General features: G+C 63.4%; 21 protein-coding genes. 9 read left to right on the top strand and 12 right to left on the bottom strand.

Annotation, left to right across the window (positions count from 1 at the left end):
• Nucleotides 1–115: 115 nt before the first annotated feature.
• From C7I87_RS01360 to C7I87_RS01335, 6 genes are all read left to right on the top strand, one after another.
• Nucleotides 116–526, top strand: a complete 411-nt coding sequence (locus C7I87_RS01360) for a carboxymuconolactone decarboxylase family protein (protein WP_149902504.1) — start codon at nt 116–118, stop codon at nt 524–526.
• A 138-nt stretch (nt 527–664) separates the two neighbouring features.
• Nucleotides 665–1,501 carry a metallophosphoesterase family protein gene (locus tag C7I87_RS01355; protein ID WP_149902503.1) on the top strand — a complete coding sequence of 279 codons (837 nt, stop codon included), beginning with the start codon at nt 665–667 and terminating at the stop codon, nt 1,499–1,501.
• Nucleotides 1,498–2,655, top strand: a complete 1,158-nt coding sequence (locus C7I87_RS01350; protein ID WP_149902502.1) for an ABC transporter ATP-binding protein — start codon at nt 1,498–1,500, stop codon at nt 2,653–2,655. Before C7I87_RS01355 ends, C7I87_RS01350 begins: the two co-directional genes overlap by 4 nt.
• A complete protein-coding gene (locus tag C7I87_RS01345) occupies nt 2,648–3,571 on the top strand; it encodes a carbohydrate ABC transporter permease (RefSeq protein ID WP_149902501.1) in 924 nt (307 codons plus the stop codon). Before C7I87_RS01350 ends, C7I87_RS01345 begins: the two co-directional genes overlap by 8 nt.
• Nucleotides 3,568–4,398 (top strand): carbohydrate ABC transporter permease, encoded by an 831-nt coding sequence (locus tag C7I87_RS01340; protein ID WP_149902500.1) that lies wholly within the window; start codon nt 3,568–3,570, stop codon nt 4,396–4,398. The genes C7I87_RS01345 and C7I87_RS01340 overlap by 4 nt, the downstream gene beginning before the upstream one ends.
• Nucleotides 4,399–4,424: 26 nt before the next feature.
• Complete coding sequence (locus tag C7I87_RS01335) at nt 4,425–5,690, top strand: ABC transporter substrate-binding protein (RefSeq protein ID WP_149902499.1); 1,266 nt, start codon at nt 4,425–4,427, stop codon at nt 5,688–5,690.
• Nucleotides 5,691–5,738: 48 nt separating this feature from the next.
• Here the strand turns inward: C7I87_RS01335 and C7I87_RS01330 are convergent, their stop codons facing one another.
• The 11 genes from C7I87_RS01330 to C7I87_RS01280 form a co-directional block, all read right to left on the bottom strand.
• Nucleotides 5,739–6,626: an amidohydrolase family protein gene (locus C7I87_RS01330; RefSeq protein ID WP_188393685.1), complete on the bottom strand. Its 888-nt coding sequence runs from the start codon at nt 6,624–6,626 to the stop codon at nt 5,739–5,741.
• A complete protein-coding gene (locus tag C7I87_RS01325; protein WP_149902497.1) occupies nt 6,626–7,744 on the bottom strand; it encodes a vWA domain-containing protein in 1,119 nt (372 codons plus the stop codon). The genes C7I87_RS01330 and C7I87_RS01325 overlap by 1 nt, the downstream gene beginning before the upstream one ends.
• A gap of 92 nt (nt 7,745–7,836) precedes the next feature.
• Nucleotides 7,837–8,718, bottom strand: a complete 882-nt coding sequence (locus tag C7I87_RS01320; RefSeq protein ID WP_149902496.1) for an AAA family ATPase — start codon at nt 8,716–8,718, stop codon at nt 7,837–7,839.
• A gap of 8 nt (nt 8,719–8,726) precedes the next feature.
• Nucleotides 8,727–9,728, bottom strand: a complete 1,002-nt coding sequence (locus C7I87_RS36380; RefSeq protein WP_149902495.1) for a xanthine dehydrogenase family protein molybdopterin-binding subunit — start codon at nt 9,726–9,728, stop codon at nt 8,727–8,729.
• A gap of 1 nt (nt 9,729) precedes the next feature.
• Nucleotides 9,730–11,097 carry a xanthine dehydrogenase family protein molybdopterin-binding subunit gene (locus C7I87_RS36375; protein ID WP_149902494.1) on the bottom strand — a complete coding sequence of 456 codons (1,368 nt, stop codon included), beginning with the start codon at nt 11,095–11,097 and terminating at the stop codon, nt 9,730–9,732.
• A 12-nt stretch (nt 11,098–11,109) separates the two neighbouring features.
• Complete coding sequence (locus C7I87_RS01305) at nt 11,110–11,592, bottom strand: (2Fe-2S)-binding protein (protein ID WP_149902493.1); 483 nt, start codon at nt 11,590–11,592, stop codon at nt 11,110–11,112.
• A gap of 109 nt (nt 11,593–11,701) precedes the next feature.
• Nucleotides 11,702–12,490 (bottom strand): FAD binding domain-containing protein, encoded by a 789-nt coding sequence (locus C7I87_RS01300; RefSeq protein ID WP_149902492.1) that lies wholly within the window; start codon nt 12,488–12,490, stop codon nt 11,702–11,704.
• A gap of 11 nt (nt 12,491–12,501) precedes the next feature.
• The gene (locus C7I87_RS01295) at nt 12,502–12,945 is read right to left on the bottom strand and encodes an SRPBCC family protein (RefSeq protein ID WP_149902491.1); all 444 of its coding nucleotides are present in this window, start codon (nt 12,943–12,945) and stop codon (nt 12,502–12,504) included.
• A gap of 115 nt (nt 12,946–13,060) precedes the next feature.
• On the bottom strand, nt 13,061–13,888 hold the full coding sequence (locus tag C7I87_RS01290; protein WP_149902490.1) for an AraC family transcriptional regulator: 828 nt from the start codon (nt 13,886–13,888) through the stop codon (nt 13,061–13,063).
• A gap of 178 nt (nt 13,889–14,066) precedes the next feature.
• Nucleotides 14,067–15,065 carry an ABC transporter permease gene (locus C7I87_RS01285; protein WP_149902489.1) on the bottom strand — a complete coding sequence of 333 codons (999 nt, stop codon included), beginning with the start codon at nt 15,063–15,065 and terminating at the stop codon, nt 14,067–14,069.
• A 52-nt stretch (nt 15,066–15,117) separates the two neighbouring features.
• Nucleotides 15,118–15,861, bottom strand: coding sequence for an ATP-binding cassette domain-containing protein (locus C7I87_RS01280; protein WP_127280595.1), 744 nt, complete (start codon nt 15,859–15,861; stop codon nt 15,118–15,120).
• A gap of 449 nt (nt 15,862–16,310) precedes the next feature.
• On the opposite strand from C7I87_RS01280, the gene C7I87_RS01275 reads away from it, so the two are divergent.
• Both C7I87_RS01275 and C7I87_RS01270 read left to right on the top strand, forming a co-directional pair.
• Nucleotides 16,311–17,300 (top strand): sugar-binding protein, encoded by a 990-nt coding sequence (locus tag C7I87_RS01275; RefSeq protein ID WP_149902488.1) that lies wholly within the window; start codon nt 16,311–16,313, stop codon nt 17,298–17,300.
• A gap of 188 nt (nt 17,301–17,488) precedes the next feature.
• Complete coding sequence (locus C7I87_RS01270) at nt 17,489–18,271, top strand: FadR/GntR family transcriptional regulator (RefSeq protein ID WP_149902487.1); 783 nt, start codon at nt 17,489–17,491, stop codon at nt 18,269–18,271.
• An 18-nt stretch (nt 18,272–18,289) separates the two neighbouring features.
• Here the strand turns inward: C7I87_RS01270 and C7I87_RS01265 are convergent, their stop codons facing one another.
• Nucleotides 18,290–19,225 (bottom strand): NAD(P)-dependent oxidoreductase, encoded by a 936-nt coding sequence (locus C7I87_RS01265; protein ID WP_149902486.1) that lies wholly within the window; start codon nt 19,223–19,225, stop codon nt 18,290–18,292.
• Between the two features lie 118 nt (nt 19,226–19,343).
• Between C7I87_RS01265 and C7I87_RS01260 the strand changes: the two genes are divergently transcribed.
• Nucleotides 19,344–20,240: an NAD-dependent epimerase/dehydratase family protein gene (locus C7I87_RS01260; RefSeq protein WP_149902485.1), complete on the top strand. Its 897-nt coding sequence runs from the start codon at nt 19,344–19,346 to the stop codon at nt 20,238–20,240.
• Nucleotides 20,241–20,247: the final 7 nt, after the last annotated feature.

Raw genomic sequence — 20,247 nt, 5'->3', positions numbered from 1 at the left:
ACACACCCTAGCCCCGTCCGTCGAACTACGGCGGAAGGCGAAAATGTAAGTCAAGTGAATGGATTGGCGGTGATTATTCGTCACCCGATTCAAGCAACAAACGAAGGACCAGACCATGGCCACCATAAGACTTCTCAGCGATGCCGAAATGGAGAAGATCCCGGCGGTGAAAGCGGTGTTCGACGATATCCGTGCGACACGCAAATCAGATTTCGTCAACAATTTCTGGCGCGGGCTCGCCAATGATCCGGCGGCGCTGAAGCGGATATGGGAGCAGTTGAAGGTGGTGATGGTCGCCGACAGCGCCATCGACCCCTTGACCAAGGAAATGATCTATATCGCGGTATCTACGGCCAATGGCTGTTCCTACTGCGTCCACTCGCACACGGCGGCCGCGCGCGCCAAAGGCATGACCGATGCGCAGCACGGCGAACTGGTGTCGATCATCGGGCTCGCCGGCCAGACCAATCATCTGGTCACGGCCATGCAGATCCCGGTCGATCCGCAATTCGAGGTGAAAAGCTAGCGGCCAGCCAGCTCATCGGCGTGGCAGGGAACATTTGTCCCCTGCCTGTTAAGGAAGTGACATGTAACGGCACTAAGGAGACCCACGCGAAGTCGCGCCGGTGGTTCTCCGGCAGCCGGCTCTCGCAGTGGAGCCGGCATGAAAATAATCCAGATCACCGACACGCATTTCAGCCCGACCAAGCCGCATTTCAACGGCAATTGGGAGCCGCTGGCCGCCTGGATCGAGCAGAGCGGCGCCGATCTCGTCATCCATACCGGCGATCTCAGCGTCGACGGTGCCGACAAGGATGCCGACATCAGCTTCTGCATGGAGCTGATGCGGGAAATCTCGGCCCCGATGCTGCTTGTACCCGGCAATCACGATGTCGGCCATCTGCCCGGCTCCCTGCAGCCGGTCAATGCCGGGCGGCTGGAACGCTGGCGCCGGTTGGTTGGCCCTGATTATTGGACGGAGGACGCCGGAAATTGGCGATTTATCGGCCTCGACAGCCTGCTGATGGGCTTTGATGATGCCGAGGAAGAGAGCCAGTTCGAATGGCTGCGTACGGCCCTGGAAAGCCGTGGCGGTCGGCGCGTCGCGGTCTTCGCCCACAAGCCGCTGTTCATCGATGAACCTGACGAGGGCGATACCGGTTACTGGAGCATCCGCCCGACACAGCGGCAGCGTCTCTACGATCTTATCGGTGCCCATGATGTGGCGCTGTTCGCCAGCGGTCACCTGCACCGGGCATGGCAAGGCAAATACGAAAACACCGCGCTGGTATGGGGTCCGTCGGCCGCCTTCGTCGTCGGCGACATGGAGCGCGACATGCCGGGCGAGCGGCTGCTTGGCGCGGTCGTGCATGAATTCGGTGACGCAGTCACCAGTGAAATCGCCGCGATCCCCGGCATGACCGTCCATGTCCTCGACGACGTGGTCGAGGAGGTTTATCCGCACGAAGCGCACAAGGTTCGAAAGAGGGTCGCCTCATGAGTGCTCTCTCGCTTCGCGGTCTGAACAAGTCCTTTGGCGGCAATGCCGTCCTGAACGGCGTCAGCCTTGATGTCGAAGCAGGCGAGTTCATCGCTTTGGTCGGTCCCTCGGGTTGCGGCAAGAGCACCTTGCTGCGCATTCTTGCCGGGCTTGATCATGCCGACAGCGGCGAGATATTCGTCGGCGGCAGGGACATGTCGGCGGTTGCCGCGGCCGACCGCAATATCGCGATGGTGTTCCAGTCCTACGCGCTCTACCCGCATCTGACGGCCGGCCAGAACATCGCGGTTCCGCTCGCAATGAAGCGGTTGAGCCGGACGCAGCGGCTGCCGTTGGTCGGCTCCATCCTGCCCGGCCAGAAAGAGATCCGCACCGGCATTTTGCGCGATGTCCGCGAGATGGCGACTGTGCTGAAGATCGATCATCTGCTCGACCGGAAGCCTGGTCAGATGTCGGGCGGGCAGCGGCAGCGCGTGGCCCTTGCGCGTGCCATGGTGCGCCATCCCAGCATTTTCCTGATGGACGAACCTCTATCCAACCTCGACGCCAATCTGCGCGTCCATGCCCGTGGCGAAATCGTCGAACTGCACCGCCGCGCCGGCGTGCCGACGCTCTATGTGACGCATGACCAGGCCGAGGCGCTATCGATGGCCGACCGCGTGGCGGTGATGATCGGCGGCAATCTGCTGCAGCTCGCCCCGCCCGAAGCGATCTACAACGATCCGGCTCATATCGAGGTCGCCCGTTTCGTCGGTCAGCCGAGGATCAACATCATACCGGCGCTCGCCGAAGACGGTCGGGTGAGTTTCGAGGGCATCCGGCTGGCCCTGCTGGAGAAGGTGGCCAATGGCCAGGTCAGCCTCGGCATCCGGCCCGAATTCGTCAAACTTTCGCCCAGCGGGCGGAGCGGCCTTGGCGGGCGGATCGATCGTCTCGAATTTCTCGGGTCGGAGGTCGTCGCCCATTGCCGGCTAGACGCGACCGGCGACATCGTCATCGCCAAGCTGGCGCCGCACGAAGCAAGGGATCTGATTGCTGGAATGCCGGTGGGTGTCCTTCTTCTGCCCGAACGGGCCATGGTCTTCGGGCCGGAGGGAAGGCGGTTGCGCACGGCGAGTGCCGCGCCCGCACGCCAGGAGCCGGCCTATGTCTAGCGTCGCGGTGGCGGGCAATGTCCGGAGCGCCGCCGCCCTTCATCGGCGCAGCGAGGACCGCATCGCCTGGCTGCTGGCGGCCCCGGCGATCGTGCTACTGCTGCTGTTCGTGCTGCTGCCCGTGGTTGCCGTCATCTTTCTCGGCTTCACCGATTTCGAGCTCGGCTATGGCAAATTCCGCCTGGTCGGCTTCGAGAACTACGCGCATCTCCTGACCGACCGCACCTTCCGCAGATCGCTGTGGAACACGTCGGTCTACACGGCGATCGTCGCTCCGGTCTCGATCGTGCTTGGCCTCGGCGTCGCCTTGCTGATCGAAGGCGAACCGCGCGCACGTGGTTTCTTCCGTACCGTTTATTTCTTGCCGGTGGCATCGCTGATCGTCGCCATGGCGACCGTCTGGCAATATCTCTTCCATCCGACGATCGGGCCACTCAACGCGCTGCTTGCGCTGGTTGGCATTCCTGGCCCGAACTGGCTCGGCGCCTCGAACACCGTGCTCTACAGCCTGTCGATCATCGGCATCTGGCAGTCGGTGGGGTTCAACATGGTGCTGTTCCTGGCGGGCCTGACGGCTATCCCGCGTGAACTCTACGCCGCTGCTCACGTCGACGGCGCGAAATCGGCGCTCGACCGGTTCTTCCTGGTCACCTGGCCGATGCTCGGGCCGACGACGCTGTTCGTCGTCACCATCAGCATCACCAATGCGGTGAAGGTTTTCGAGACGGTGAAGATGCTGACCGATGGCGGGCCTAACAAGGCCTCTGAAGTGCTGCTATTCACCATCTACCAGGAAGGGTTCGTCTACCTGCGCGTCGGCTATGCCTCGGCGATGACGGTGGTCTTCTTGGCGATCCTCGTCGTCCTGATGCTTCTCCAATACCGCGTGCTGGACCGGCGGGTGCACTACACATGACCAGCATCCCGGCCGGCCGCATCATCCGCTTCGCGCTGCTTTCGCTCGGCGCGCTGATGATCCTTGCGCCCTACATTTTCATGATCTCGACCGCTGGCAAGACGCAGAGCGACATCTTCACCTCGTCACTGTCGCTCATCCCCGAGCATTTCTACTTCGCCGAGAATTTCGCCAAGGCGCTAAGCAAGGTGCCGATGGCAACACTGCTGTGGAACGGCGTCCTTGTGTGCGGCATGATCTTCTTCTTCCAGGTGCTGGTTGCCATTCCTTGCGCCTACGCCATGGCCAAGCTGAAGTTCCGCGCCGCCCGGCTGATGATGGTGCTGGTCATGCTCGGCCTGCTGGTGCCGATCCACGCGACGGCGCTGCCGCTCTATGTCGCCTTCGACAGGATGTCGCTGTTGAACAGCTATACCTCGCTGGTGGCGCCTTTCACCATTTCGGTGTTCGCGATCTTCATGTTCCTGCAGTTCTTCCGCGCCATGCCCGACGATCTCATCCACGCGGCGCGGCTCGATGGCATGTCCGAGCTCGGCATCGTGGCCCGCGTCATCGTTCCCAACGCCTGGCCGGCGGTAACCGCCTTCGCGATCTTCTCAGTGGTCGCCCACTGGAACGATCTCTATTGGCCGCTGATCGTCGTCAGCAAGCAGGCCTACGCCACGCCGCCGCTCGGCCTGATGTATTTCCGCGCCGCCGAGGCGGGCGACGACTACGGCGCGCTCATGGCCGCCACGCTGATCATCACCCTTCCACTCGTCGTCGCCTTCCTGTTCGCACAGAAGCGCTTCGTCGAAGGCATCACCATGACCGGTCTGAAAGGCTGACCGGGTCGAACCAGGAGCACGAGCAAATGAAGCAACTTCCCAGGATTCTTGCAGCGGCGGCGGTCTCGCTGACCTTCGCCCTTCCGGCCTATGCCGACACGACGCTGACGGTCCATTATCCGATGCCCGGCTTCTTCAAGAACGTGATGGACACGATCTCGAAGAAGTTCATGGAAGAAAATCCCGATATCAAGATACAGTTCGCCAGCCCGTCCGCCACCTACGAGGAAGGCATCCAGACCATCCTTCGCCAAGCCGGCACCGACGAAATGCCCGACATCACCTTCATCGGTCTCAACCGTCTGCGCATGCTCAACGAGCGCGACGTTGCCGTCGATCTTGGCCCGCTGGTCAAGAAGGAAGGCAACATGGCGGAGCTCGGCTTCTCCGACACAATCCTGAAGCTGGCGCAGGTCAACGGCAAGCAGGTTGGGCTGGCCTTCGCCACCTCGAACCCGATCATGTATTATAATGCCGACCTGGTGAAGGCCGCCGGCGGCGACCCGGACAATCCGCCCAAGACCTGGGACGAGGTCATCGCGCTCGGCGGCAAGATCAAGGCGCTCGGCAACGGCGTCGACGGCATCGACTTCCGCTGGCAGGGCGACGACTGGATGTTCTCGGCGCTTCTGTTCGGCGCCGGCGGCAAGATGCTGAACGAGGACGAAAGCAAGGTCGCGTTCAACGGGCCAGAAGGCGAGAAGGCGGTCGAGATCCTGCAGCGGATGGTGAAGGAGGGCGGCATGCCGGTCTTCACCAAGCCGGCTGGCGAGCAGGCTTTCGCGGCCGGCAAGGTCGGCTTCGAATTCCAGACCACCGGCGCCTTGGTCAACACGATCAAGAATGTCGGCGACAAGTTCACTTTGCGCACGGCCAAGATCCCGCTGATCGATCCGATCAACGGCCATCTGCCGACCGGCGGCAATGCCGTGGTCATCCTGACCAAGGATGCCGCCAAGCAGGACGCCGCCTGGAAGTTCGCGAAATTCGCGGCTGGCCCTTATGGCGCGTCGGTCGTAGTGCCCGGCACGGGCTATGTCCCCAACAATGAGCTCGCGGCGAAATCGCCGGAATATCTTGGCGATTTCTACAAGAAGAATCCGCTGTTCCAGGCCGGCCTCAGCCAGATGCCGCGGATGATTCCGTGGTATGCCTTCCCCGGCACCAACGGTGTGAAGGTGACGCAGACCATCGTCGACAATCTGTCGCGGATCGTCGACCAGTCGGCACAGCCGAAGGAAGCGCTCGCTGATGCGGCAAACGACGTCGAAGGCATGCTGCCGACGCAGTAAGGGCCTGCCGGAGCATCGCCGCGCCAGTGGCGCGGCGACGCCGGGCGGTCAAGCTGGTCGATAGATCTTCTCCGCCGAATTCCAGAAGATATCCGCCTCGGCAACTGGACCGTGCTTCGCCACCGCATCCCGGTGCGCCCTGATCAGTTCGGCGTGGCTGGTCCACAACTTCTCGATCGGGAAGTTTGAGCCGAACATCAGGCGATCCGCGCCCAATATTTCGATCGCGTTGTCGACGATATAGACGATCAGTGCCGGGTCGTTGCGATGGACGAAGGTGCCGAGGCCGGACAGCTTGGCGTAGAAATTCGGCGCTGCCGACAGCGTGCGCAGGCCAGCCTTCCAGGCTTCGGTGGTTTCCTGATCCATGCCGGTCAGCATGCCGGCATGGGTGAGAATGAAATTGATTTCGGGATTTTCCCCGACCAGCGTCAATCCGTCCTTCATCTGGGCAGGGAAGAGCTGCAGGTCGAAGGACAGGCCATAGTCCTTCAGCCGCGCCACATTGGCGCGTACTTTCGGGTCGATGACCTGATCGGGGCCAGTGGCGAACCGGAAGGCCGGCGTCTCGTGCCAATGCAGTTGCATGCGCACGCCGCGCAGCAGCGGATATTTTTTCAAGCGGTCGATCTGGGGTCTGGCATCGTCCACCGTCATGTCGGTGTAGCCGACGATGGCGTGCGGCCAGCCGGTCTCGTCAGCCGTTTTCTGCAGGAAGGCGACTTCCTTTTCGAAATCCTCTTTCGCCCAGTTGGTCTGGACGTAGACAGCCTTCTCGACGCCCGAACCTTGCTGGTCGGCGAGAAACTCCTCGATCGGATAGTCGCGGCGGATCGGCTCGTAAGGGCCGAAGATGCGCGGCACCATTGGGCCGACCAGCCAGGGCTGGTCCTGCTGGCGCCAGATGTGGAAATGCGCGTCGATGGCTTTCTGCATCACGATACCCTTTTCCAGATTGTCACCGCTCGCGGGGCAGGGTGGGCGAGCGACAGGATGAAATCGGTGAGGCTGTTCACCGACGAGCCGTCGACCAGATCGTCAAGCACTGGCAGGATGGCGCGCAGTGCCGTCGTTGCCGGCTGGAAGCGCGGGTCGCCGGCCAAAGGGGTTGCCAGCGACAGCCTAAAGGCGCGGGCGCTCAGCCGGCGGATAGCCGTCTCCATCTCGGCATGGTCGCCGCGCTCCAGCGCGTCGGAGAGGATGATCACTGCCGCGCCACGCGCAAAAGATGAGAAGCGCGGCACGGAGAGGAAGGCAAGCAGCGTCGGTCCCATGCGGGTGCCGCCGTCCCAGTCATCGACTTGGGCGGCCGCGCGCGCCAGCGCCTGCTCGCGGCCGCGGACGTGCAACGCCGTGGTGATCCGGGTCAGACGCGTGCCGAAGGTGAATATCTCTGCCCGGTCCGCGCCTTGCACGACTGCATGCGCCAGCTTGAGGTAGTCAGCCGTGTGGAGTTTCATCGACCCCGATACGTCGATCAGGATCAGCAGCTTGCGCGGCACGGTCTGGCGGCGGCGCAGCAGCGGCGAGGGGACATCGCCGTCGGCACTGACGATTTCCCTGAGCGAGCGGCGCAGGTCGAGCTTGCCGCGCGAAGGGGTGCGCACCGTGCGGAAGGAGCGGCGGGCCGGCAAGGCGCTCGACAATCGGCGGCGAAAGGCGGTCAGCCTGTCGTCGTCGCGCTGGAAGTCGCGGCTGCTCAACTGCTCCAGCGCCGAGGAAAGCTCACCGCCTTCCTGTCGCTGCTCGGCCTCGATCCGCTCGTCGTCGGCGCCGCCATCATCGTTGATACGAGTTTCTTCGCCGGCGTCGCCTTCGACCACGGCTGACGTGTTGCCGTAGAAATGGCTCTGGAAATGCACCTCGAATTCGTCGCGGCGATCCGGCGGCGGCGCCAGCGTGGCGAGCGCTGCTTCGCGGATATCGGCCATCGAGCGGGGCCCAAGCAAGGTTGCCGCCTGCATGAAGCTGGAGACTTGTTCGGGGGCGATGGCAAAGCCGTAGCGGCGCAGCAGCCGGCCGAAGCCGAGAAGGGGTGCGGCGGCATGGGGCAAGCTATTCTCTCTCCGTTGGCGCCGCCCCTCATCCGCCCCTTCGGGGCACCTTCTCCCCGTGAACGGGGAGAAGGGATTGTCGAGGTCGCGGCTCACGCCAGCGCCTCCTCGACGATGCGGCCGAGTTCCGGCGCGATGTAGGAGAGGTCTTCCTCGTCCTTGATCAGCACCCCGATGGCGCGGCGGAAGGCTTCCGGCCACGGGCTGCCGCCTTTTTCCAGAATGGTTGCCGCATTGGCCCATTCGACGGCTTCGGCGATGCCGGGCGGCTTGGCCAGTGGCCGGGCACGAATGCTCTGCACGGCCGCCGCCACGGCGCGTGCGGTGGCCTGCGCGACGTCGCCTGCGCGCAGCATGATGATAGCGGCTTCTCGTTCGGCGTCGGGATAGCCGATCCAGTGATAGACGCAGCGGCGGCGCAGCGCCTCGGCAAGTTCGCGGGTGCGGTTGGAGGTCAGAATGACGATTGGCTGTGCCTCGGCACGGATGGTGCCGCGCTCGGGAATGCTGATCTGGAAGTCGGAGAGGAATTCCAGCAGCAGCGCTTCGAATTCATGGTCCGAGCGGTCGATCTCATCGACCAACAGCACGCGTTGCTGCGGCGCCTTCAGCACCTGCAGCAGCGGCCGGGCGATCAGGAAACGGTCGTCATAGATATCGATCTCGTGCTCGCCGGCATGGCGGATGGCGAGCAGTTGGCGCTGATAGTTCCATTCGTAGAGCGCATGCGCGGCGTCGATGCCTTCGTAGCATTGCAACCTCACCAGATCGCGGCCGAGCAGCTCTGCGACCGCCTTGGCCGCCTCGGTCTTGCCGACGCCTGGCGCGCCTTCGAGCAGCAGCGGCTTGCCGAGCCGGATGGCAAGAAAGATGGCGGTGGCCAGGCTGTCATCGGCGAGATAGCGCGAGGCGGCGAGATGCTGTGCCACCGCCTCCGGCGAGGTCGCGACAGTCTCGGTGTTCACCTCGGGCATTTCGGCACTCAGTTCGCTTGCGCTTTCAGCGCGCGCAGAATGCGCTCGGGCGTGATCGGTAGCGTGTCGATGCGCACGCCGACGGCGTCGAAGACGGCATTGGCGACCGCTGGTATTTGCGGGTTGGCGCACATTTCGCCCGGCCCCTTGGCGCCATACGGTCCGTCGGCCGACGGCCGCTCCAGCACGATGATTTCGGTCTCGGCGAGGTCGCCTGGGCCGGGCATCAGATACTGGTTGAAGTCGGTGCCGCCATGGTCACGGTTGGGATAATAGGGCTCGGTCGTCTCGTAGAGCGCATGGCTGATGCCCATCCACGAGCCGCCGACCAGTTGCTGCTCGACCATTTTCGGGTTCAGCGCGCGGCCGATCTCGAAGACGTTCTTCACAGTCAGCACGGTCACCTCGCCGGTCTCGTCGTCGACCTCGACTTCCGCGACCGTGCAGGCATGCGCGTAGCAGGTCGACGGCTTCATCGCGCCGGTTTCCTTCTCCGGGTGGGAGCGGGGGATCAAAAACATGCCGCGGCCGGAGATCGAGCGGCCGCGCTTGAAATGCGCCGACAGCGCGACATCGAAGATCGAGATCGACTTTTGCGGCGCGCCCTTGACCAATATGTTGCCCTGGCCATCGGTTTCGAGGTCCGAGGCATTCACCTCGAGCTCTTCGGCGGCCACTTCCAGCATCACCTGGCGGGCTTCCTTGGCGGCCTGGATGACGGCGTTGCCGGCGCGGTGGGTGCCGCGCGAGGCGAAGGTGCCCATGCAGTGCGGGCCGGTGTCGGTGTCGGCGGTGTCGACGACGACGCGATCGGTCGGCACGCCAATCGTCTCGGCGCAGATCTGCGCCATGATCTGCTTCATGCCCTGGCCGAGATCGACCGATGACAGCGTGACCATGAAATTGCCGGTCGGGGTCGAATGCACCAGCGCCTGTGTCGGATCGCCGCCGAGGTTCATGCCCGTGGGATAGTTGATCGCGGCGACGCCGCGTCCGCGCCTGATCGCCATCTCAAGCTCCGTTCTTGTAGGAGGACATCGCCATGTATTTTTCCGCCACCGGCCAGTTGGCGACGCGCGAGGCTTCCTGCATGCATTCGATCAGTGCCGCACCCTCTGTCGGCTGGCGATGCGCCTTCATGTCGCCGTCGCGATAGGCGTTGATGAAGCGGAATTCGAGCGGGTCCATGCCGATCAGCCGAGCCAGCTTGTCCATCTGCACCTCCAGCGCGAAGTCGCCGATGGTGACGCCGAAGCCACGCATGGCCGACGACGGCGTGCGATTGGTGTAGACACAGTAGGTGTCGATCCAGACATTGGGGATGGTGTAGGGGCCGGGATAATGCCCGGCGCCCTTCTGCGCGCCATAGGGCGAATGGCGGGAGTAGGCGCCGGCGTCGGTGTAGCCGGTGACTTTCCGAGCGATGATGCGGCCGTCCTTCATGACGCCGTCCTTGATGATGACTTTTTCGGCCGCGCGAGGCGAGGAGATCTGCATCTCCTCCTCGCGGCTGTAGATAAAACAGACCGGTCGCCCGGTTAATTTTGCGCCGAGGATGGCGATCGGCTCGACGATGACATCGACCTTGCCGCCAAAACCGCCGCCGACGGTGCCGCCGACGAAATGCAGCTTCGAGCCCGGCATCTGCAGGATGATCGATGTGTTGTCGAGGGTGAAGAACATCGCCTGTGTGTTGGTATAGCAGGTGAAGCGGTCATTGCCTTCGGGCACCACCACGCAGCCTGTGGTCTCGGTCGGCGCGTGCTCGATGGGCGAGGACTGGTAGCTTTGCTCCAGCACGTGATCGGCCTCGGCAAAGCCCGCCTCGACATCGCCGAAGCGCACCTTGCGGCATTCTCCGCTGTCATAGAGGTAATAGTTCTGCCCGTGATATTCGTTGACCAAGGGCGCGCCGGGCTTCAGTGCTTCCTCCATGTCGAAGACGGCGGGCAGCACCTCATAGTCGACCTTGACCTTGGCGGCGGCTTCCTGGGCGGCGCGTTCGGTCTCGGCCAGCACCGCCACCACGGCCTCGCCTTTCCAGCGCACCTTGCCGTCGGCGAGCACCGTCTCGTCCTCCGGTCCGACCTGGATCAGGATCAGGATGGTGTAGACATTGTGCGGCACGTCCTTGGCCGTCAGCACCTTGACCACGCCCGGATGCTTCTCAGCCTCGGAGGTGTCGATCGAGCGGATGCGGGCATGGTGGTGCGGGCTGCGCACCATCTTGAGGTGCAGCATCCCGGGGAAATTTCGGTCGGCGAAATAGGCTGTCTTGCCGGTGACGTGGCCGGGCGAATCCGAGCGTGGCCGGGGCTGGCCGATCTCGTGCAGGTCGTCCTTGCGCACATCGGCGAAGTAGTTCTTGCGCAGTTCCATTCTTTTGGTCCCTCAGGCCGCGTTCTGCGAGTTGGCGCGGGCGGCGCTGAGCACCGCCTGGATGATCGGCTCGTAACCGGTGCAGCGGCAGATGTTGCCGGACAGCGCCTCGACGACGTCCTCGCGGCTGGGATTAGGCGTATGGTCGAGCAGCACCTTGGCGGCCATGATCATGCCCGGCGTGCAGAAGCCGCATTGCGTGGCGAATGTGTCGAGAAAGGCGCGTTGCAGCGGGTGCAGCACGCCGCCTTCGGCAAGGCCCGATGTGGTGGTGATCGTTGCGCCGTTGCAGGTCTCGGCCAGCGTCAGGCAGGAGAGCCTCAACTCGCCGTCGATGATGACCGAGCAGGCGCCGCATGTGCCCTGGTGGCAGCCGCCCTTCGGCGAAGTGTCGCCGATCTTGTCGCGCAAGGCATTGAGCAGCGTCGTGCCGCTGTCGATGAATTCGGCCTTTTCAGACCCATTGAGCGTGAATTGAACCGGGACCTTTGTCATTCTTCCTCCTTGCGCGCCTGCCCCGCAGGGCAAGCGCGCGCCCCCCGACCTGTTCATTTTTGTGCTTGTCGTTCTCCCAAAACCGCTTCACACTTTTGGGCGACAAGCATTAGCCGAGCAGCAGCCGGCCGAGATGGACCGGCAGGACTTCGGCGCGATACCAGGCGCTGGCGATTGGATCGGTGATCGGCGCAGTGCCTTCGCTCGCGGCGGCCAGCGCCGGTGCGATGCCGTCCGGGTCAAGCGTTCTGCCGAGCAGCGCCTTTTCGGCCGCCTTGGCGCGCATCGGTCGATCTGCCATGCAGCCGAGCGCGATCCTCGCCGAGGACACGGTCCCGTCTCCAGCCTGTTCCAGAACGACGGCGATGCTCAGCACAGAGACACCCTTGGGCTTGACCCGCGACACTTTGAGGAAGCGGAAGTTGTCGGGCTTCGTGAAACTGACCGATGTGACGATGGCGCGGCTGTCGTCCCGCCCGACCAGGAAGGTCTCGATGGGCATCTCGCCGTTATCGGTGCCGACCGCTGCGTCGAGCGCCAGCAGGGCGACGGCAAAATCGCCATAGGGCGCTGGCGCGAACAGATTGCCGCCGACGGTCGCCATGTTGCGGATCGCCGGACCGCCGACGGCGCGGGCGGCCTTGGCAAGGGGGCCGAGTTCCGGATGGCGGGCGATTTCCGCCATGGTCACGGAGGCGCCGATGCGAACCTTGCCGCCGCCGACCTCGATGGCCGACAGGGCCGGGTCGGTCGACCTGACAGGGCTTGACACCGAGACGTCGCCTTCATTGGCGGCACGGACAACAAGTGTACCCCCGCCGAGATAGCGGGTGCCGGCGGACTTCAGCGCGGCATTCGCGTCCTTTACCGTTGCAAAAGTCTGCAGCGCCAGCGCCATGGTCCGCTCCTTCAGCTCTGGCCGGCGAAATGGCTCTTGAGGGCATTGAAGCCGCCCTGGAAGACATTGGCGCCCATGCCTTCGGCCAGCTTATCGGCTTCCTCGGGGGCGGCGTCGAAGCTGGCGGTCCATTCGGCATAGGTGCGGTCACCGTCGGTGACGCGCCTGAGCTGCAGCGTCGCCTTGTGGTTGGTGAGCGGCTGCGGCGTTTCCAGGATGGAATAGCTGACCAGGAAATCGTCATCGGAGAAGTCGACCAGTTTTTCGCGCAGACGTGCGCCGCTGGCCAATTGGAAGTTGCGGACGCAGCCGATCGTGGTCGCGTCCTTGCCGTCCTCGATATGGCTTTCGACCATGCGCGGATGCCACCCCGGCAGGCCGTTGAAGTCACGGATGCGCGCCCAGACCTTTTCGACCGGCGCGTCGATGACGCTGGAGATGGTGACTTTGGGCATATGACGTTCCCTTGCGAATTTTCGTTGCGGCAAGGGTAGGACGCTAGATCGGGCGGCACTTATCAATGCGTCTTGAGCGCGTATCAACCAGTCTGAAAAAACAGATGGCTGCGGCTCAGGCGGTTGCCCGTGCGGCCTCGCGGTAGAGCGTCGGCGGCACGCCGACATGGTCGCGGAAGAAGCGCGAGAAATTGCCTTGCGTGGTGAAGCCGAGATTGCAGGCGACCGAGATCAGCGGCTCTTGCGACCACTGCAACTGCCGCACCGCTTCCTCCATGCGCAGCGTATTCCAGTAGACGTTGGGCGTCAGATTGGTCTGTTCCTTGAACAAGGCGAAGAAGTGCGGCCTGGACAGGCCAACGGCACGGGCGACGTCGTCGAAGGAGATGCGCTCGCAGACATTGGCCTTCATCAACTGGATCGCCTTGCGGACGCGGAAGTCCTGCATGGTGTTTATGCGGCCGCGCGGCTCCTGCGGCGCCGAGGCGTCGGCGGCATCGAGCACTGAATCGATGAAGCGCTCGATCTCGTAATTGGCGATATCATCGACGCTTTCATTGTCGGTGAGATGGTCAAGCAGGCTGGCGGCGGCCTGGTGCAGCCACGGCTCGAGCGCGATTGCCGCCTGTGAGAACAGCGGCGCGCTGGATGGCAGGTCACGACGACGGTGCGCCCAGTCCGGATCGATGTAGAAGGCCAGGAACAGGCCCGGCCTGCCGTCATGCGACAGGACGTGGCTATGCGGCTGCAGCGAGTTGATGCCGGCGGCGGTGCCTGGGCCGAGGCGGACCGTCTCACGGCCGATGGTCATCTCGCCGGCGGTGCCTTCGAGCCAGATGATCAGATGTGCCTCGACATGGGCATGGGTGACGAAGTCGCTCGCGACATTCAAGACAGAAACATGTCCGAACCGGCCCCAGTAGAGCCTGATCGCTTCCGTCATGGGTATATCCTCCCGCAAGCGACTGGCCTCCCTTCGCCTGCCGGGGGATTGTGCGGCCGGTTTTCGGTATCCGTCAAGGTAGCGGCTGTTGGTGGGTACCAATGCAGGTCGGCCTCAGCCGATTTTCAGACTGAGCGATAGGAACCCGAACGAATAACGCTTCGACGACGAAGTGCTCTCAGTCGCTGCGCCTGAAATTGCGAATGCGGTCGAACAGAACCGCCAGCAGGATGGCGCCGCCGATAAAGGTGCCTTGCCAGAAGGCGTTGATGCCAAGCAGGCCGAGGCTGTTTCGGATGACCTCGATCAACGCCGCACCGACGATGGCGCCAAAGGCGGTGCCGACCCCGCCGGCGAGGTTGGCGCCGCCGATGACGGTGGCGGCGATCACTTGCAACTCCATGCCGTTGCCGAGATTGGTGGTGACTGCGCCGAGCCAGCCGGTTTCGATGATGCCGGCAATACCGGCCGACAGCGCCGAGATCATGTAGACGGCGACCTTGATCTGGCGCACTGGCACGCCGGTCAGGGTCGCGGCGTGCTCGTTGCCGCCGATGGCGAAGATATGCCGGCCGAACTTGGTCCAGCGCAGGATGAAGCCGGTGATCAGCGCCAGGATGATCATGTAGAGCACCGGATTGGCAATGCCGAACAGCCAGGCGCCGCCGCCGAGCGCCAGCAGCTTGTTGTGGTCCGGGCCGAACTGGAAGACGACGGTGTTGTTGGAAGCGACCATGGCGAGGCTGCGCGCGATCGACAGCATGCCCAGCGTCACCACGAAGGGCGGGAAACCGAGATAGGCGATCAGGATGCCGTTGAAGGCGCCGATGACGAGCGCGGTGGCGATCGTGGCCAGAATGCCGATCTCGATCGAATAGCCGGCATGCATGGTCACGGCCAGCACCATCGAGCACAGGCACAGCACCGAGCCGACCGACAGGTCGATGCCGCCGGTGATGATGACGAAGGTCATGCCGAGCGCGACGATGGCGACGAAGGTGATGTTGCGGGTGATGTTGTAGAGGTTCTTCGACGTGGCGAAGGCGTCGGTGGCGAAGGACAGGAAAATACAGGCCAGGATGACGGCGATCACCACCCAGAAAGTCTGGCTGGAGAACAGGCGCGACAGGAAGGTGTGCTGCTTCTGCGCGATCGTCTGGTCAAGGGTGACTGCCATTATCGACCTTTCCTGCGCTGCCGATGCGCGGTGAAATCCGGCTTCGCCATTCTCATGCCACCTGCTCGATTGCGCCGGTGATCAGCCCGGTGACTTCCTCGGGCGAACTGGACGCGATCGCCTTGTCGGCGACCTTCCTGCCGCGCCGCATGACGATGACGCGGTCGGCGACGTCGAAGACGTCGGGCATACGGTGGCTGATCAGCACGACCGCGATGCCCTGGTCACGCAGATGGCGGATTAGGTTCAGCACTTCGGCGACCTGCCTGACCGAGATCGCCGCCGTCGGCTCGTCCATCAGCACGATCTTGGCCTGGGACAGCATGGTGCGGGCGATTGCCACCGCCTGGCGCTGGCCGCCCGACATCTGCTTGACGAGGTCGCGCGGGCGGGTCTCGGATTTCAGCTCGGCGAAGATCTGGCCGGCGCGCTTGTACATGGCCGCATAGTCCAGGATGCGGAACGGGCCGACGCCACGGCGCAGTTCGCGGCCGAGATAGACATTGGCCGCCGCCGTCAGGTTGTTGCAGAGCGCCAGGTCTTGGTGAACGATCTCGATGCCGTGCTGGCGCGCCTCGACCGGCTTGTGCAGGATCAGTTCCTTGTCGTCCATCCGCATCGTGCCGTGGCTCGGACGGAAATTGCCGGCGATCATCTTGACCAGCGTCGACTTGCCGGCGCCATTGTCGCCCATCAGGCCGACCACCTGACCTGGCTCGATCGACAGCGACACGTCGTTGACAGCCTGGATGGCGCCGAAATGCTTCGAGATGTTGGTGAGTTCGAGAACCGCCACCAGCCTTTGCCTCCCATGCCTGGCCGCACCCGCCAGGGCACAGCTCTTGCATCGCGGTCCCGGCTCCTCCCGGAAAACAACGATGACGGGGCATTTACGCAAATGCCCCCACGGGCGTCAATTGTCGGATGAACGGGAACGAGGTATTTGTCCGACGAATAGTTGGACGCGGCTCCGAAAAATCCGTTTTGTAGGACAAATAGCAATTGACGTTGGCGGCTCGTCGTTATTAGCTGATCGTCGGAGGAAGATTTGCCGGTCCCCAAGCCGTTATCGATGGCCGGACCAGCGAGAGATCATCGATCGTCCCGGCGCGTGCCGGTGCGGTCGCATCTGAAAATGCTTATCGGCCTTGCCTGACGGCTCAAGCGTTCGCCTTGCCATCTCGCATCCAGGCTGGTTTGTGTGGCGGACACGCCGTGTCCGTCTGTTTCCAAGGGAGGACTGACATGAGGAAAACAGTTTTGCTCGCCGCCGTCGCCGCCATGGCATTGGGCGCCGGGCCGGCTTTGGCCAAGAAGCAGCTCGTCATCGTGGTGAAAGGTCTGGACAATCCGTTCTTCGAAGCCATCCACCAGGGTTGCGAAAAGTGGAACAAGGAAAACGCCAGCTCGGAATATCAATGCTTCTACACCGGCCCGGCATCGACTTCCGACGAGGCCGGCGAGGCGCAGATCGTGCAGGACATGCTGAGCAAGGCCGACACGGTGGCGATGGCGATCTCGCCGTCCAACGCACCGCTGATCGCGCAGACGATCAAGAGCGCCAATCCGTCTATCCCGATCATGACCGTCGACGCAGACCTTGCCAAGGAAGACGCGGCACTGCGCAAGACCTATCTCGGCACCGACAACTATCTAATGGGCAAGAAGATCGGCGAGTATATCAAGAAGGCCAAGCCGAATGGTGGCACGATCTGCACCATCGAGGGCAATCCCGCGGCGGACAACATCCTGCGCCGCGCGCAAGGCATGCGCGACGCGCTGACTGGCAAGGAAGGCCTCAAGGCCCTTGCCGGCGAAGGCGGCTGGACCGAAGTCGCCGGCTGCCCGGTGTTCACCAATGACGACGGCGCCAAGGGCGTCCAGGCGATGACCGACATCCTCGCCGCCAATCCCAAGCTCGATGCGTTCGGCATCATGGGCGGCTGGCCGCTGTTCGGCGCGCCGCAGCCCTATCGCGACCTGATCGGACCGTTGAAGGACCGGCTGGCCAAGAACGACTTCGTCATTGGCGCCGCCGATACGATCGGCGACGAGGTGGCGATCGCCAAGGATGGTCTTGTCACCGCGCTGGTCGGCCAGCGGCCCTTCGAAATGGGCTACAAGGCGCCATCGGTGATGATCGATCTCGTCAAGGGCAAGAAGGTCGACGATCCGGTGTTCACCGGTCTCGACGAATGCACCAAGGACACGGTCGACACCTGCATCCAGAAGTAGGATTTTCGATCCGGGGCGCCCGCCAGCGGGCGCCCTCCACCTCGGCGGATGATTGGGCAGACATTTCAGGGGCCGACGGCTCCGGCATTGTCGCGCCCATGGTTCGGATTTTTCTACAACGGATTTGGCGGACCCGACAGTTGCGGAATGTGCCCGGGACAAGATACGGCCGACGTATTGGAACGTGGATGCCGGACGAGACGTCAAACAGCCGAGCCAAGCGGGCCAAGCCACAGGCCGGCCGCCGGGAGGCCGTGGTGCGCCGGGCCGACGCGGCGCACTTTCCCGGCGCCAGTGTCCACGCCTCGCTGGCCGGCGAAATCGGTCTGCGGATCGTGCGCGGCGACTATCCGCCCGGCAGCATCCTGCCCAATGAGGCCAAATGGGCCGAAACCTTCAATGTCAGCCGTTCGGCGGTGCGCGAGGCGATCAAGATGCTGATGGCCAAGAGCCTTCTGGCATCGCGCCCCAAGATCGGCAGTTGGGTCGAGCCGAAGGAGCGCTGGAACCTGCTCGACCGCGACGTGCTTGCCTGGTACGCGACCGCACCGGATCGCGAGGCGTTCCTGCGCACCGTGCAGGAGTTCCGCCACATCATCGAACCGGAGGCGTCCGCCTTCGCCGCGATACGGCGAAGCGACGAGCAGATGGCCGAGATCAGCCTGGCCTGCCGCGAGATGGGCGAGGCGGCCAACCTGGCCGAGCGCATCCGTGCCGATACGCGCTTCCATCTCGCCATCCTGCGGGCGTCGGGCAATGATCTTCTGGTGCCGCTCGGCGTGCTGATCGAGTCGGCGCTCGACCATCTCTTCGCCTTCACCACGCGCCAGGTCGGCGATCAGCGGCGGGCGCAGAAACTGCACGAGGCGATCGAGAAGAGCATCCGCCTGCAGCGGCCGGCCGCGGCGCGCAACGCCGTGCACAAGCTGCTCGCCGACACCGATGAGGGAATCGGAAGGGACCGGCGGTAAGGCCAGCCGTCCGGATCCTCAGATCGTCTGCTTCTTTCCATCCTTCATCGGCATCAGGTCGATACCATTCACTTTGGCGATATGGGTCACCAGCATCGGCACGAACTGCTCGGCTGGGCCGGTTGCGTGAGCGCCGGCGAAGGAGTTCTTGGTGGCGTTGCCGAGCGGGTTGGCGATGCCGGCCGCACCCGCCATCGATTCCAGATAGGTCAGATCCTTGAAGGCGTTGGCGATGGTGAATTTGTGAGCGTCGCGGTCGCCTTCCAGCGTCCAGCGCATGAAGGTCTGGTAGAAACCGCAATCCATGCGGCCATTGCGGATGACGCTGTCGAAACGCGGCGGCGAGATGCCGACCTTCTCGGCCAGGGCCAATGCCTCGGAATAGATCGCGGCATAACCCAGCGAGATGAAATTGTTGAGCAGCTTCATGCGGTGGCCGTCGCCGGTGTCGCCGATATGGACGATGCGGCCAGCCCAGGTGTCGATCACCGGCTTGACCCTGGCGAAGACGGCGTCGGGCGCGCCGACCATGGCGTCGAGCGTGCCTTCCCAGGCTTCCTTAGGCGTACGGCTGAGCGGCGCGTCGACATAGTCGACGCCGAGGGCCTTGAGTTCGGCCGCGAGCGCCACCGTCGAGACCGGATCGGAGGTCGAGCAGTCGACGACGACCGAACCCTTCTTCAAGCCCTCCTTGAGGCCGCCGGGACCGCGAATGATGACCTCCACCTCGCGCGAGCCGGTGACGCAGATGAAGACGATATCGGACGCCGCCGCCACGTCGCGGGAGGTCGATGCCTCATGAGCGCCTCGGCCGAGAAGATCCTCCGCCGGTTTGCGGTTCTTGCGGCCGAGAAAGGTCAGGGAATATCCCTTGTCGACGATGTTCTTGGCGATGCCGTGACCCATCAGGCCAAGGCCGACAAAGCCGATCTTCTCGCTGGCGGTCGTGTTCATGCTGTCTGTCCTGTTCTGGATTATCGATAATGTCGACGCTGTTTTAGCCACAGACGGTTGCGGAAAGCAATATTGTCTGACAATACAGGTAAATCCCAGGACTTTCGTGGAGACCACAATGACGAAGCGGATCATGTTCACCGGCGGCAGCGGCAAGGCTGGGCGCCACGTCGTGCAGTATCTGGTGGAGCAGGGCTGCCAGGTGCTCAACATCGACACCAGGCCGCTCGACAATCCCAAGGTGCGCACGCTGATCACCGACATCACCGACAGCGGCCAGGTGTTCAACGCGCTGTCGAGCTATATGGGACTGCACGAATTCGACCCCTCGCTGCGCCCGCAACCGGTCGATGCCGTGGTGCATTTCGCCGCCATTCCACGCATCATGATCACGCCCGACAACGAGGTGTTCCGCATCAATGCGATGGGCACCTACAACGTCATCGAGGCGGCGGTGAAGCTCGGTATCCGCAAGGTGATCATCGCCTCCAGCGAGACGACCTATGGCCTGGTGTTCGCCAACGAGCCGCGCGACCCCACGCATTTCCCGCTCGACGAGGACTATGACGTCGATCCGATGGACAGCTATGCGCTGTCCAAGGTCGTCAATGAGAAGACAGCGCGTGCCTTCGCGCAGCGCAATGGCACGGACATCTATGCCTTGCGCATCGGCAACGTCATCGAGCCGCATGAGTATTCGCTGTTTCCGAAATGGTTTGCCGATCCGGGCTTTCGCAAACGTATCGCCTGGAGCTACATCGACGCGCGCGACCTTGGCCAGATCACGCTGCGCGCCGTCGAGAAGGACGGGCTGGGCTACCAGGTGTTCAACGCCGCCAACGACGATACCTCGTCCGATCTGCCGACCGCCGAACTCCTGAAGCGCTTCTATCCCGGCGTGCCGGTCAAGGGCGAACTCGGCGAATACGAGACGCTGCTGTCGAACCGCAAGGCGCGCGACATGCTCGGCTTCCGGCCGGAGCATAGCTGGCGCAAATACGTCAAGACCGCCTGAGTATGGT

It is taken from the genome of Mesorhizobium sp. SARCC-RB16n (assembly GCF_008520305.1).
Classification (GTDB): domain Bacteria; phylum Pseudomonadota; class Alphaproteobacteria; order Rhizobiales; family Rhizobiaceae; genus Mesorhizobium.
Note: the sequence above shows the minus strand (reverse complement) of the source record. Positions and strands in the feature narration are given on the sequence as shown.

Coding starts and splice junctions, on each gene's coding strand:
- C7I87_RS01320 (WP_149902496.1), bottom strand. CDS start 8,718: ATGCCCGAGGTGAACACCGAGACTGTCGCGACCTCGCCGGAGGCGGTG.
- C7I87_RS36375 (WP_149902494.1), bottom strand. CDS start 11,097: ATGGAACTGCGCAAGAACTACTTCGCCGATGTGCGCAAGGACGACCTG.
- C7I87_RS01335 (WP_149902499.1), top strand. CDS start 4,425: ATGAAGCAACTTCCCAGGATTCTTGCAGCGGCGGCGGTCTCGCTGACC.
- C7I87_RS01275 (WP_149902488.1), top strand. CDS start 16,311: ATGAGGAAAACAGTTTTGCTCGCCGCCGTCGCCGCCATGGCATTGGGC.
- C7I87_RS01290 (WP_149902490.1), bottom strand. CDS start 13,888: ATGACGGAAGCGATCAGGCTCTACTGGGGCCGGTTCGGACATGTTTCT.
- C7I87_RS01330 (WP_188393685.1), bottom strand. CDS start 6,626: ATGCAGAAAGCCATCGACGCGCATTTCCACATCTGGCGCCAGCAGGAC.
- C7I87_RS01345 (WP_149902501.1), top strand. CDS start 2,648: ATGTCTAGCGTCGCGGTGGCGGGCAATGTCCGGAGCGCCGCCGCCCTT.
- C7I87_RS01270 (WP_149902487.1), top strand. CDS start 17,489: ATGCCGGACGAGACGTCAAACAGCCGAGCCAAGCGGGCCAAGCCACAG.
- C7I87_RS01295 (WP_149902491.1), bottom strand. CDS start 12,945: ATGCCCAAAGTCACCATCTCCAGCGTCATCGACGCGCCGGTCGAAAAG.
- C7I87_RS01285 (WP_149902489.1), bottom strand. CDS start 15,065: ATGGCAGTCACCCTTGACCAGACGATCGCGCAGAAGCAGCACACCTTC.
- C7I87_RS01355 (WP_149902503.1), top strand. CDS start 665: ATGAAAATAATCCAGATCACCGACACGCATTTCAGCCCGACCAAGCCG.
- C7I87_RS01265 (WP_149902486.1), bottom strand. CDS start 19,225: ATGAACACGACCGCCAGCGAGAAGATCGGCTTTGTCGGCCTTGGCCTG.
- C7I87_RS36380 (WP_149902495.1), bottom strand. CDS start 9,728: ATGGCGATCAGGCGCGGACGCGGCGTCGCCGCGATCAACTATCCCACG.
- C7I87_RS01260 (WP_149902485.1), top strand. CDS start 19,344: ATGACGAAGCGGATCATGTTCACCGGCGGCAGCGGCAAGGCTGGGCGC.
- C7I87_RS01305 (WP_149902493.1), bottom strand. CDS start 11,592: ATGACAAAGGTCCCGGTTCAATTCACGCTCAATGGGTCTGAAAAGGCC.
- C7I87_RS01360 (WP_149902504.1), top strand. CDS start 116: ATGGCCACCATAAGACTTCTCAGCGATGCCGAAATGGAGAAGATCCCG.
- C7I87_RS01350 (WP_149902502.1), top strand. CDS start 1,498: ATGAGTGCTCTCTCGCTTCGCGGTCTGAACAAGTCCTTTGGCGGCAAT.
- C7I87_RS01300 (WP_149902492.1), bottom strand. CDS start 12,490: ATGGCGCTGGCGCTGCAGACTTTTGCAACGGTAAAGGACGCGAATGCC.
- C7I87_RS01340 (WP_149902500.1), top strand. CDS start 3,568: ATGACCAGCATCCCGGCCGGCCGCATCATCCGCTTCGCGCTGCTTTCG.